We start from the raw sequence: 12937 nt of genomic DNA, 5'->3' as shown, positions 1-12937 counted from the left end.
GTTCGGACGGAGGGGACTTCGACACCGGGCCTAGTCGTCCAGGAAGGTCGCCGCGTTCCGGCGCCGACGGTCCACGCTCACCGTGAACACGTCGGGCCGGGCGTAATGGCCGGTGGGGTCGAAGTTCTGGCGTTCCCGCGCGACCGCGGCCGGATCGATGTCGGCGACGACGAGACGTTCGTCGCCGGCTATCGGCTCGATCAGCCAGCGGCCGTCCGGCCCGGCCAGGGCGGAGCCGCCGTCGTACCCCGCGGGCGCGTCCAGTGCGAGCAGCTCATCGCGCAGCGGGAAGTCCGACGGCACATCGGTGTAGTCGAGGACGGCGCCGACGGCCAGGGAGTACACCCGGCCCTCCTTGGCGATGAATCGGGTGATGTCCTCGGTGTTGCGGACCGCGCCCGGCCAGGTGGAGATGTGCAGGGTCGTGCCGTCGGCATACAGCGCGTGCCTGGCCTGCGGCATCCAGTTCTCCCAGCAGGACAGGCCGCTGACCCGGAACTCGCCGACGTCGTGCGCGCGCAACCCGTGTCCGTCGCCGATCCCCCAGACCATCCGCTCCTCGTGGGTCGGCATCAGCTTGCGATGCGCGCCGACCACGCCGCGGGCCGGGTCGATGGCGACCAGCGTGCAGTACACCGTGCCGCGGACGCGCTCGGTGATGCCGAGGTAGCAGAACACGCCGAGGTCGGCGACCGCCTCGCGCACAGTGGCGAGGTGCGTGCCATCCAGGGTGACCGCCGCGTCCAAATAGTAGGCGTAGGCGGCCTTTTGGGCCGGGTTGTCGAAGCGTGCCCCGCCCGTGCGCGCCAGCCAGATCGGGTAGCCGGACAGGAAAGTCTCCGGGAAGGCGACGAGCTGCACCCCGGCCGCCGCGGCCTGGGTCAGATAGTCGACGACGATCTTCGTGCCTGCCGTGGGGTCGAGCCAGGCAGGCCGGGCCTGGGCCGCAGCGATCCGCATGGCACGATGCTAGCGAAACTGCCCGATACGCAAGGGCTTTGCCTTCGCACCCGGTGGTTCAGTTGGCGTGTCCGATCTGGGTGTTCATCCAGTCCCCGAGCCACTGGATGGCGTTGCGACCCGTGTCGTCGACGATGAGGGCACCGTAGTTGATGTGCGCGCTCGAGGCGAAAAAGCTTGCGGCACTGAGGCCGTCGCGCAGCATCGCGAGGAGGCTGATGCCACCCTTGGCCGGCGCGGTCTTGGCGAGGGCCCCGGTCAGCTCCTCGAGGTCGAGGCGCTGAGTGTTGTCGCTGGTATTGGTTTCGGCGAGCAGTCCGGTAGCGACCGAGGCCAGCTCGAGGCCGACCGGCAGCAGGCCGGACAGCACGGCCGCCGCACCCGCCGGGTCGGGGGCCTGCCCGGGTGGCGGGACCAGCTTCTCCAGCACCGACCACGCGATCTCCTGGATCTGGCCGACCAGGGTGGCCAGCCGCAGCACGTCGGCCTTGGACAGGATCGCGGTCATCGACGTCGCGATCTGGGTGTAGCCCTGCGAGTTCGGGATCGTGGAGAGCACCTGCGCGACGGCTTTCAGGTCGGCGCTCGCGACGAGTTCGACCAGCGGCCGGAACTGGTTGTTCAGCGCACCGGCGACCTGGTGGGCGCCCTTGGCGTCCATCGCCGCCACCTTCTGCGACAGCAACGCGAAATTGTCGAGGATCGCGCCGAAGTCGAGGGCCGTGACGTTGGCGACGACATCGAGGGTCTGATCGACCAGCACGGTGGGTTTCAGCATCGCCAGGATCTTCGTGGCCGATCCGAGGATGGCCGCCGGTATCTCGGCCAGCGGTCCCACCAGGTCGATGAGTGCGTCGACCTTGATCGTCAGTGCGGTGGCATCGGGTGAGTCCGCAGGGACTGTGCGAATACCCCTGTTCAGCAAGGCAGTCGCACTGTCGGTGATCGTGTTCACCGCCGACGCGGCACCGGCCAGATCGGCCTCCCCCGCCTTGCTCAGCACCCGGCTCGCGTTGTGCTCGGCCGTTCCGGCGGGGGCGGCGGCCAGCCGCTCAGCGGTCCCGGAGTCTTGCAGGCCGGCGAGCGTTTCGATGGTGTCGGTCAACTTGGCGGTGGTGTCGCGGACATGCGTCAGGTCGAGGCCGCCGGGAGCGTGACGGCTGGCGGTCAGCTCGTCGACCGCGGTGGCCAGTCCGGACAGGTCTACCTTGGTGTCCTTCACCGCCAAGGTTTTCGCGAATCCGGAGTTGCTGGCCGCCTTACTCAGCAGCGAGCCGAGCCGCGCGAGCAGCGGGTTGTCGCTCTTCTTGATCGAGCAGTACAGGTCGCCGGGGTCGCAGATCGAGCTGACCCGCCCGGTGAGCTTGCCCATGCCCTGCGGGCGCGGATCGGCGATACCCGAGCCCGCGGTGTGCGGGCCGATGACGGTTTCGCCCTTGGTACCCGAAGCCGGATCGGCGATGAGCCCGACGGCCAGCACTCGATCGGGTGGCACGGGGCCGCGATCGTTGCCGATCTCGGAGGCGACATCACCCGCGGCGTCCGCGCCCTGGCTATAGCCGGTGATCGTGAATTTCGCCTCTGGACAACGGTTTCCGTAGTCGCGCAGCGCCTTGCGGGCGTTGACCAAAGCGGTGTTCTTGCTGTCCGCGTAGGTGTAACCATTGTCGAAGGCGCGCGCCATGTAGGGCGTGAAGTAGATGTCGGAGCTGGGGCCCTGCCGGTGTTGGATCGCCTCGGCGATCGGGCGGAGCATGCCGATCGGCTTTGCGGGGTCGGCCTTTTCGTTGGTCTCCCAGGTGCCGGGGATGAACAGATTGAAGGTCTGCGCGCAGTCGGCCTGCGCGGACCGCGCGAGGGCCGGGGCGGCGACGGTAACGGGCGCGACGGCCACTCCCATGGCCACCAGCACTGCCACCACATAACGATGGGACAAAGGCAGGACAGACATGTGAACCTCACTACCGAGCTCGGTGGGTCGCTCATCGCCGAACGTCAGAGTCGGCCGACTCGACCTGAGAACAACTGGGGAATCAGGCGAGGAGGTATCGCGAATTTGTCGAGGGAGCGGTTACGCGTATTCAGCGCGGCGACCCGTGGCGCCGCGCTGAATACGCAAATCCGTGTCAGGACAAATTACCGACAAGCAAGCTGAGCAGTTTGAGGCTCACTTTGAGCAAATCCAGTCCGGTGCCGAGTGACCCGGTCGAGGATCCGCCGCCGCTGAGCGATTCCGAGCCCTCACTTGACCCGGAGCCGGCGGCAATGAAGTTAACGGTATCCATAACGCTGACGAGAGTCGACATGTCTCAAACCGCCTGTCTTGTAACGGTATTGCACCGAACAGCACCTGAGCTCAGGTCCCGTGATTATTGATGTTGGCAGCAACCAGATTCCACTGGGATCGCCGCCGCGTCCAGCTGCTCAACTGGGGAAGTTGTGCCGCAGTGGCCTATTCCAGCGAATGTCGGTGGCAGACCGGCAGGTTCTCTGGTCTCCCCACTGTGACTGGGGAGCTGGGGGCAGGTCTTTACGTGATTGCCGCGCACAGGTTGCAACGCACCGGAGGTCGGGTTGCGAACAGCGCAATATCAGTTGCGCCACTTGCGGACTGAAGTGACGTGGGACATTCTGGCCCGACGCGGGATCTGCCGCGGCACGGAAGGAGAAAACGGTGCGCAATGGTGAGTTCGAACGGCGGCGTTTGCTCGGCCTGCTCGGTGGCGCGGTGGGCGTCGGCGTGGCGGTGACGACCGGGGCGATCCAGCCCGCGATGGCGGGTGCGGCGAGCGGGACACGCGCATTCGTGGGCTGCTATACCTCCAGTGGCGCAGGGGGTTCCGGCGTCGGCGTCGCCACGGCGGATCCCGGCACCGGCCGATTGACCATGGAAAGCGTTGTCCCGGTGGCTGATCCATCATTCCTGGCGCTGTCACCGGACCGGCGTTACCTGTACGCCGTGAACGAGGGCTCGGGTGCCGGTGCGGCCACCGCGATCGACCTGCGCTCGCCGCGGCCGACCGTGTTGAATACCGTTGCGGTGCAGGGCGAAGGGCCGACCCACCTGTGCGTCACCCCGGACGGACGGCACGTACTGACCGCGAACTACGGATCGGGCAGCGTCAGCGTGCTCGCCGTCGCAGCGGACGGACGCCTCGGCACGGTGACCGACGTCGTCCAACACACCGGCACCGGACCGGATCCGGATCGGCAGTCCGCACCGCACGCCCACCAGGTTTCGATCGACCCCTCCGGCCGCTGGGTACTCGCGGTGGACCTGGGCGTCGACTCGGTCTACGTCTACCGTCTCGCCGCAGGCAAACTGCACCGGCACGTGCAGGTCACCATGACACCGGGCAGCGGACCCCGCCACCTCTGCTTCCATCCCAACGGTCGCACCGCCTTCCTCGCCAACGAACTGAATTCCACTGTCACCGTGCTCGATTGGCGGTCCGACCGCGGCGAGTTGCGAGCCGGGCTCTCAGTGCCCGCGGATCTCGATCGCGGCGGCGACCGAAACTACCCGTCCGCCCCCGTAGTCGCCAAGGACGGCCGCTTCCTCTACCTCGCCAACCGCGGCCACGACAACATCGCCACCTTCGCCATCCTCGGCGGCCTGCTCGTCCCGATGGGCACCACCCCCTGCGGCGGAAAGTTCCCCCGCGACCTCACCCTCAGCCCCGACGGCCGGCGACTGTACGCCTCCAACCAGAAGTCGAACTCGGTGACCTTGCTGGACCTCCACCGCAACACCGGCCTCCCCGCCGCCCCATCAGCCTCCCTAGAAGCCCCCGCCGCCACCTGCGTACTTTTCGAATAGCCCGCCCTGTCGCGCCGGAGTAAGCGGCAGCTGCCATTACGGGCCGATCCGTTGTGACGACAGGTCTTGCCTCGCGCCGCCGACCACGGTCTTCAGCGAGCGAAAACAACTTGTAGACGGCCCGATTCAGGCGTCACGATGCATGCATGATTCTGCTCGTTCCCGCCGATGTGCTGCGCCCGCGTCGGGTCGATGAGCATTTCGCCGCCGAGGCAGACGCGGCCCGCGCGGCCGGAATGGATGTCGCGCTGGTCGATCACGACGCGTTGACCAGACCGGACGGCGCCGAGCAGGCGGTTCGCGCAGTACGAACGAGCGGTATGGCGTACTACCGCGGCTGGATGCTGCGCACCGAGAATTACGCCGCCTTCGCCGCGGCCCTGCGACAGCGCGACGTCACCTTGCGGACCAGTCCCGAGCAGTACCGCCGGGCCCATGAGCTGCCCGGCTGGTATTCCTCGGTGGCCGAACTGACGCCGCGGTCGGCATGGACCATGGGCGACGATCGCGCGGCGTTCGACCGTGCACGTCACCAACTCGGTTCTGGCCCCGCAGTGCTGCGCGACTACACCAAGTCCATGAAGCACTACTGGCACGAGGCCGCGTTCATCCCCGAGTTGGACGACGCGGACGCCGCCTGGCGCGTGGCAGTCAGATTCCGGGAATTGCGCGATGCGGACATGACCGGCGGATTCGTCCTCCGCCGTTTCGAATCCTTCGCGTCGGCCGAAGTACGCACCTGGTGGGTCGACGGCCACTGCACATTGATCGGCCCCCACCCCGACACCCCGGAAGATCTGCCCGCCACCGACATCGACCTCACGGACATCGGACAACCGATCGCAAACCTTCGTCTGCCGTTCATCACAGCTGACTTCGCGCTGCGAGCAGACGGAGTTCTGCGCTTGATCGAACTCGGCGACGGGCAGGTCAGCGACCGTCCGAAGAATATCCCCCCGACAACAATGATCCCCCTCCTCCGCAGTGGTTTCAGCGGCTGACAAGAGCACGCGCATACTCCAGCCGTCCGGCGCGGCACCTTCGCTGCCGCGACCGGTTCAGCTAGGACTGACTTTGCGAAGTTGCGTGATCAAGACGCTTGTTTACTAAGTTGGCAGTCCGTACCGAAGATGTACGACGAGTCGGCAGCTGTCTTCACACAGTGAAAAGATTCCCCGGTCAACGTGCTTTGCACCAACAATCCGTCCTTTACCACTTCCTTGGAGTCGCCCGACGAAGTCTCTTCGGTCTCGAGACTCCCTTGCTCTGTTCGACCGGCCTCGGGCGCTCCTCCGAGCGGCTCACAGTTGTATCCGAATACGTTTTGCACTGCAGTTCCGGTCCCGTCCACCAGGGTGCATTTGTATCCTTTATCGGCAGCAAAAGCCGTGGGCGCAGCGCTGATCACGCCGACCGTGACGCAGGCCGATGCGGCAAGAAGAGCGAGTACTCGGGAACGAGCAAGGTGCATAGCAACTCCTGAAGGGTATCGACGGACCAGCCAGCCCGGCCCACATGACAACCATGTATTCGAGACTGCCGGGACGTTGGATCGGACACATCCCTCGAGGCGTACCTACAGGTGACGGCCCAGGTCCATGTCACCGACTGGCCGTTTTTGATAGATGGTCTTCAGAGCCGCCTCCCTTTCCTCGGCACTGAGATCTGGATCCCGCAGTGTGGGCGCCGGACTGGTTCCGTCCTTGTTGATCTGACGGACCAACTCGTCGAAGTACGCCTTCCGAGTGTCCTTGTCGCACAGTTGCCGCCGGGCTTCATCGGTGAACTCCTCGGCGCCCAAGACCTTCTCACGTGCAGCAGCAAACGGATCGGTCGGGTCTTCCGGCGTGCCGAATACGACGGGCAGATAAGTCTTGTTGGATCTTCTGACGAATGCGAGTGATTCGTTGCCGGTGCACCACTGGATGGGACCGACATACGCCCCTGGCGCTGATCGCGGCGACGAACGTCCGGGATTGCCGATCGGTTTGCTTGCCGCGACGGAGTACCCACGTCATTTCCTGCGCGGCTGGGTGAATCGCAGGAGATTTCCCGAGGGGTCGAAGAAGGCGCAGTCGCGGGTGCCGTCGGGCTTGTTCATGGGCTCTTGGACCACTTCGGCACCGGCGGCTTCCAGGTACTCGAAGGTGGCGGCACAGCTGTCGATCGTGAAGGCGAGACGCTGGCCGAGTACACCTTTGGTCATCAGGTCCCCGATTGTCTGCCGGTCGGCTGGTGCGATATGCGGGTCTGTACCGGGTGCCTGCAGGATGATCCGCATGGTCGGCTGCGACGGCGGGCTTACGCTCGCGGACTGTGCGTGCCGAGCTTCGATGTCGTCGTGTAGTGCGAAGCCGAGCACCCCGCAATAGAAGCCGAGCGCTTCGTCCAGATCATGGACGGCGAGCGTGCAAGCCTCGAATCCGGTTACGCCCCAAGCCTTCTGGGCAGAGCCACTCATCGCCGTTCCTGGTTGTCGGCGGGCAGCAGGACGATGTCGAGGTCGCGCAGCCGATGCTGCTCGGTGTCGACGGTGATGGCGGTGATCTTCCCGGCGCTGATGGTGAACATGATGACGGCCTTCGCCCGCCCGCGATGCCACCAGACGGCCGCGGGCACACCGTCGACCAACGCGAGCCGGGCCGCCTGGGCGCGCCCGGCGAAGAACGCCGCCACCGCCTGCGCGCCGTGGATCTCGAGCGCAACCGCATTCGGATCGAGCAGCTCCAGCAGGGCGTCGAAGTCGCCGCCGCGGGAGGCGGCCAGGAAGGCTTCGACGATCTCCCGCTTCGCCGATCGGGCGGCGTCGGTGGCGCTCGCCGCGCCCTGCACCCGGCGTCGAGCCCGGCTGGCAAGTTGCCGAGTCGCGGCCGAAGATCGGCCGAGGATGGTGCCGATCTCGGCGAACGAGACGCCGAAGACGTCGTGCAGGACGAAGGCGAGTCGTTCGGCGGGCGTCAGCGTGTCCAGCACCACCAGCAACGCGACACCGACCGAATCAGCAAGCAACGCTTCGTCTTCGGGGGAGGCCGTGCGCAGCCCATCCGGCTCCGGGGGCAGCGCGCCGGCCGAGTCCTCCCGCCGGGCGCGGCGGGCCTCGAGCATGTTCAGGCAGACCCGGGCCACGATCGTGGTCAGCCAACCGGCCAGGTTCTCCACCGGCCCGGTGTCGGCGCGGCTGACCCGCAGCCACGCTTCCTGCACCGCGTCCTCGGCCGCACCGGGCGACCCGAGCATCCGATACGCCACCGCATGCAAGTGGCTTCGCTGCTCGGCGAACCGCTCGCTCAGCCAGTCCTGCTCGTCCATCTGTCACATTCCTTCGTCTCGGCCTGTCATACCCATTGACCGGCAAAGGGCCGCTGATGTGACATCCGGTCTCGGCCCACGCGTTTCGGCACGCCGGTTCCGGCAACACGAACACCTCGAAAAGATGGAGATGCACCATGAAAGCGCGCGCGAGCTCGATACTGCTGAGCGTCCGGGATATGGAGCGGGCCAAGCGGTTCTACACCGACGGCCTGGGCTGGAAGATCAAGAACGACTACGGCGTCTCGGTGTTCTTCGACTCCGATGGCGCCACTCCCGTCGGCTTCTACGGCCGTGACGGCTTGGCCGAGCAGGTGGGCACCAGCCCGGAGGGCGAGGGCTTCAGCGGGCTGGTCCTGACCTATGTCGTGCGCAGCGAGGCACGGGTGGACGAGCTCACCGCGGCGGCCGAGAAGGCAGGGGCCACCATCCTCAAACCCGCCGGCGCGCTGCCGTGGGGCGGATACGGCGCCACGTTCGCGGACCCGGACGGATACATCTGGAGCCTCGGCTACAGCGCCCAAGGAAAGGATCAGCTCTACGCGGAGTGATGCACTACGACCTGGCGCCACATCCGTCCCCAGTTGTGCGCCAGTCGAAATGACCGCGCGAGTGTGGTTTTACTTGATCATGCAACGCACACCTCGGCGTGCGACACGATCGGCCGCAGCCGTGTCGGAGTAGTAACCGATATTCGGCCCCGGTGCCATCGTCCACACCGGGGCCGAAGCGCGCCCTTGGCAGCCTAATTTTGTTGCTTCCCAACGCTTTTCCGCACATGTAGTTGCGAGTTCAAGTGAATTGTCGGTGAATCTGCTTGCTGCCCAACGCATTTCGCTCCGAATCAGCGAACGCCAAGCTATACATGAAAGGCATCTCATGCTCATTCGCGCGTGAAAGGTTCCCGAAGTGCGCAGAATCACGCATATCACTCTGGGACTGCTGGTAGTAGCCGGCAGTCTCGTCGCTACCCCCAACTCCTGGGCCGAGCCGGAGTCCGGTCGGCTCACCGATCTCAGCGGCATCGCTGACGACGGCGCCACAACCACCTTGCGCTCCGGCGCGGCCGCGGTCCGGGTCAGCTTCCCGAACCCCGGCGCGGTGCGCGTACAGCTGGCGCCCGACGGACAGTTCACCGATCCGGCCAAGGACAAGATCGTCCTGCCGACCAAGGTCCCGCCTGCCGCCGCGAAACGGACCGACAAGGGCGACTACTGGGCCATCGCCACCACCGGTCTCACCCTGCGCGCCTACAAATCGCCGCTGCGCTTCGCCCTCTACGACCGCGCTGACACGAAACAGATCTGGGCCGAGACCGCGCCGCTGTCCTGGACCAAGGACGCGACAACACAAAGCCTGGGCCGTGGTCAGCACGAACAATTCTTCGGCGGCGGTGAGCAGAACGGCCGGTTCAGCCATCGCGACCAGACCATCAAGATCTTCGCCGACTACAACTGGAACGACGGCGGCGCGCCCAACTCGCAACCGTTCTACCTGTCCAGCAACGGATACGGCGTGCTGCGCAACACCTTCGCGCCGGGCAGCTACAGCTTCACCGACCCGGCGCGCACCACCCATCAGGAACGCCGCTTCGACGCGATCTACGTCGTCGGCGACGGCCCCAAGGGCGTGATCTCCGCCTACACCGGGCTCGTCGGCAGGCCGTTCCTGCCGCCGATCTACGGCCTGGAGATGGGCGACTCCGATTGCTACCTGCACAACGCCAACCGCGGTGAGCGGCACACCCTCGACGCGGTCACCATTGCCGAGGGGTATGTGCGCAACAAGATGCCCAACGGCTGGATGTTGGTCAACGACGGCTACGGCTGCGGCTACGAGAATCTGCAACAGGTCGGCGAGGGGCTGCGCAAGAACAACATGCAGCTCGGCCTGTGGACCGAGGACGGACTGCCGCATCAGGCCGAGGAGGTCAAAGCCGGTGTGCGGGTACGCAAGCTGGACGTGGCCTGGGTCGGCCCCGGCTACCAGTTCGCGCTGGACGGCTGCGACACCGCGCACCGCGGCATCGAGGAGAACAGCGATGCCCGTGGTTTTGTCTGGACCCCGGTGAGCTGGGCGGGCGCGCAACGATGTGCGGTGCTCTGGAGCGGCGACCAAGCCGGCTCCTACGACTACATCCGCTGGCAGATCCCCACCTACGCGGGTTCGACGATGTCCGGCATCGCCTACAACACCGGTGACGTCGACGGCATCTTCGGCGGCAGTCCGAAGACCTACACCCGCGACCTGCAATGGAAAGCGTTCCTGCCCACCATCATGTCGATGGACGGCTGGGCGCCCAACGACAAGCAGCCGTGGCGCTACGGCGAGCCCTACACCTCGATCAATCGAAAGTACTTGGAGCTCAAGGAAAGACTGCTGCCCTACACCTATTCCTATGCGGTGGAGGCGAATCGCACCGGAGTAGGCCAGGTCCGGCCGCTCGCACTGGAGTACCCGAACGATCCCGAGACCTGGGGCGACAAGGCCAGGTACGAATTCCTTTCCGGGAAGGACTTTCTCGTCGCGCCGGTGTACAACGACGCCGAGAAGCGGGACGGGATCTACCTGCCGGAGGGCACCTGGATCGACTACTGGACCGGCCGCTCCTGGACCGGGCCGACCACGGTGAACGGCTATCACGCTCCGCTGGACACCCTTCCGCTGTTCGTGCGGGCCGGCGCGGTGGTGCCGATGTGGCCGGAAGGCACTCAGTCGTGGAAAACGCGCGACCGCAGCGTGCTGAACCTGGACGTCTACCCGCAGGCCGCGGGCAACTTCACGCTGGTCGAGGACGACGGGGTGACCCGGGGTTATCAGCGGGGCGAACAAGCGTCGCAGAACTTCGCGGTGCGCTCGCTCGCGCCGGGCGCCGTCGAGGTGACCATCGGCGCCAGCACGGGAACGTATCCGAGCAAACCGGCGGACCGTCGCTACGAACTCACGGTGCACACCAAGTCCGCGCCGAAGGCCGCGCACACCTCGGCGGGTGCGCTGCCGCAGCGGACCAGCCGTGCGGACCTGGATCGGGCGCCGAACGGTTGGTGGTTCGACCCGAACGATCGCGGCGGCGTCGTGCACGTCAAAACCGATCCGGTCGCGGCAGCGAACAGTCTGTCGGTGGCGCTGTGGTGACCGCGGCGGGCGGCCGCTGACCTGGCGGCTTGCCATTGAATACGGCGCACGGAGCGCCACTTCGACGGCCGATTCGGCACCGAATCGGCCGTCGTCGCGGCGGTGGGCAGCGAATTGGCTGGGTGCGGGTTGTCGGCGGGGGTGGTTAACTCCTCAGCGGATCGTCGTGTTCGAAGGGAGTAGGGGTAGGCGTGGTGCAGCAGCTCGGAGTGAACGAGTCGTTCGCTGACTACCTCATCGAGGGTGTGCTCGGACGGGGGGGATGGGCACTGTCTATTTGGCGCAGCACCCTCGGCTACCGCGGCAGGTCGCGCTCAAACTGCTCAACCGCGAGGTGTCCGCCGATCCGGAACTGCGGCGGCGGTTCGAGCAGGAAGCCAATGTGGTTGCGCGGCTGGATCATCCGGGAATCGTCGACATTCATGATCGGGGCACGCACGACGGGCACCTGTGGATCGCCATGCAATATATCCACGGCTCCGACGCCGCCCGGTTGACGCCGCGGGAGGTGCCGATCGATCGCGCTATGCGGATCGTCGCGGAGACCGGCGCCGCGCTGGACTACGCGCACAGCCGTGGCGTGCTGCACCGGGACATCAAACCGGCGAATATCTTGCTGGCCGCACCGGACACCGGTCGCGCGGAACGCGCGGTGCTCACCGATTTCGGCATCGCCCGGCTGCTCGACTCCAATACCCAGCTCACCTCGAGCGGCACCTTCCATGCCACGCTCGCCTATGCCTCCCCGGAACAGCTCTCCGGCGAAAAGGTTGATCACCGTTCGGATCAATATTCGCTCGCTTGCACGCTGTTCACGCTGCTGGCGGGCCATCCGCCCTTCGCGGCGACCAATCCCGGCCAGGTCGTCGCCGGGCACATCAGCAAACCGGTGCCGCGGCTGAGCGCCGTTCGTCCCGATGCGCCGCCGATGCTGGATGAGGTGATCTTCCGGGCAATGGCCAAGCGGCCCGAGGAACGATTCGGCAGCTGCCGGGAGTTCACCTCGGCGGCGTGGGAGTCCCGGCACGGCCGACCGGCTCCCGCGCGTACCGCCGTGGCACCCGTTCGGGTGGCGCCGACCGCGGTCAATCAGCATGGTCAGAGCCAGTCGCCGCACGGTCAAGACCAGTTGCCGCACGATCAAGGTCGATCGACGCAGGGTCAGGGTCAGTCGCCGCGCGGCAAGAGTCCGTCGCCGCACGGTCGAGACCAGTCGCCGCACGGTCAGAGCCAGGCGACAGCGACACCGGTTGCCGCCCATACCCGCGCGCCGCAGCCCGACCGACGCACTCCCAGCGGCCGCGGCACCGCGCTCGCGGCCTGCGTACTCGCGCTCCTGTTCGGTTGCTGGGCCGCCTGGGTCGTGGCATATCCGCGGGCAAACGTCATTCGCGTGGTCCTCCGATATCGGGACCTCGACGTAGCCCCGTACGCCGCAGGGGGTGCCGCGGCCGCGGGTGCGGCATTCCTACTCATCGGCGGCGCGGTTCTCCTGTTGGCCCGCAAACGTTTCGGTCGCGCAATGGTGGTTTTGGGAAGTGCGGGCTTTCTCGCGAGTTTGGTACCCGTCCGATTCCACTACGACAGCCCGAACGGCACCACCGGGCTGTCGATGGTCGCGGGATTGGTGTTGCTGGTGCTGACGCTGCTGTTGACCCTGTCCACGCCGACGGCCCGCTGGTTGCGGGCCGGCGGCTCGACGCACCGGTAAGC

11 protein-coding genes are annotated in these 12937 nt (G+C 66.4%); 5 read left to right on the top strand and 6 right to left on the bottom strand.

Annotation, left to right across the window (positions count from 1 at the left end; genetic code table 11):
* Positions 1-30: 30 nt before the first annotated feature.
* The 3 genes from NN4_RS23705 to NN4_RS23695 form a co-directional block, all read right to left on the bottom strand.
* A complete protein-coding gene (locus NN4_RS23705) occupies positions 31-960 on the bottom strand; it encodes a carbon-nitrogen hydrolase family protein (RefSeq protein WP_147135363.1) in 930 nt (309 codons plus the stop codon).
* A gap of 58 nt (positions 961-1018) precedes the next feature.
* Entirely contained in the window at positions 1019-2911 is a 1893-nt protein-coding gene (locus tag NN4_RS23700) for a cutinase family protein (protein WP_147135360.1), read from the bottom strand.
* A gap of 175 nt (positions 2912-3086) precedes the next feature.
* Positions 3087-3266, bottom strand: coding sequence for a hypothetical protein (locus tag NN4_RS23695; protein ID WP_135232778.1), 180 nt, complete (start codon positions 3264-3266; stop codon positions 3087-3089).
* A 368-nt stretch (positions 3267-3634) separates the two neighbouring features.
* Between NN4_RS23695 and NN4_RS23690 the strand changes: the two genes are divergently transcribed.
* Positions 3635-4780, top strand: a complete 1146-nt coding sequence (locus NN4_RS23690; protein WP_222595148.1) for a lactonase family protein — start codon at positions 3635-3637, stop codon at positions 4778-4780.
* Positions 4781-4926: 146 nt separating this feature from the next.
* Positions 4927-5781 carry an ATP-grasp domain-containing protein gene (locus NN4_RS23685; protein ID WP_147135357.1) on the top strand — a complete coding sequence of 285 codons (855 nt, stop codon included), beginning with the start codon at positions 4927-4929 and terminating at the stop codon, positions 5779-5781.
* Positions 5782-6356: 575 nt separating this feature from the next.
* Here NN4_RS23685 and NN4_RS23680 read toward each other — a convergent pair.
* From NN4_RS23680 to NN4_RS23670, 3 genes are all read right to left on the bottom strand, one after another.
* Positions 6357-6581, bottom strand: a complete 225-nt coding sequence (locus NN4_RS23680) for a hypothetical protein (RefSeq protein WP_147135354.1) — start codon at positions 6579-6581, stop codon at positions 6357-6359.
* A 213-nt stretch (positions 6582-6794) separates the two neighbouring features.
* Positions 6795-7241 (bottom strand): VOC family protein, encoded by a 447-nt coding sequence (locus tag NN4_RS23675; protein ID WP_147135352.1) that lies wholly within the window; start codon positions 7239-7241, stop codon positions 6795-6797.
* On the bottom strand, positions 7238-8089 hold the full coding sequence (locus NN4_RS23670; RefSeq protein ID WP_147135349.1) for a sigma-70 family RNA polymerase sigma factor: 852 nt from the start codon (positions 8087-8089) through the stop codon (positions 7238-7240). The genes NN4_RS23675 and NN4_RS23670 overlap by 4 nt, the downstream gene beginning before the upstream one ends.
* A gap of 137 nt (positions 8090-8226) precedes the next feature.
* Here NN4_RS23670 and NN4_RS23665 point away from each other — a divergent pair, with 137 nt between their 5' ends.
* The 3 genes from NN4_RS23665 (at position 8227) to NN4_RS23655 (ending at position 12935) form a co-directional block, all read left to right on the top strand.
* Positions 8227-8640 (top strand): VOC family protein, encoded by a 414-nt coding sequence (locus NN4_RS23665; protein WP_147135346.1) that lies wholly within the window; start codon positions 8227-8229, stop codon positions 8638-8640.
* A 358-nt stretch (positions 8641-8998) separates the two neighbouring features.
* Positions 8999-11224: a glycoside hydrolase family 31 protein gene (locus NN4_RS23660; RefSeq protein ID WP_186818598.1), complete on the top strand. Its 2226-nt coding sequence runs from the start codon at positions 8999-9001 to the stop codon at positions 11222-11224.
* A 262-nt stretch (positions 11225-11486) separates the two neighbouring features.
* Positions 11487-12935, top strand: coding sequence for a serine/threonine-protein kinase (locus NN4_RS23655; RefSeq protein WP_147135343.1), 1449 nt, complete (start codon positions 11487-11489; stop codon positions 12933-12935).
* Positions 12936-12937 lie beyond the last annotated feature (2 nt).

Source organism: Nocardia ninae NBRC 108245 (genome assembly GCF_007990755.1).
In the GTDB taxonomy this organism is placed as follows: domain Bacteria; phylum Actinomycetota; class Actinomycetes; order Mycobacteriales; family Mycobacteriaceae; genus Nocardia; species Nocardia ninae.
Note: the sequence above shows the minus strand (reverse complement) of the source record. Positions and strands in the feature narration are given on the sequence as shown.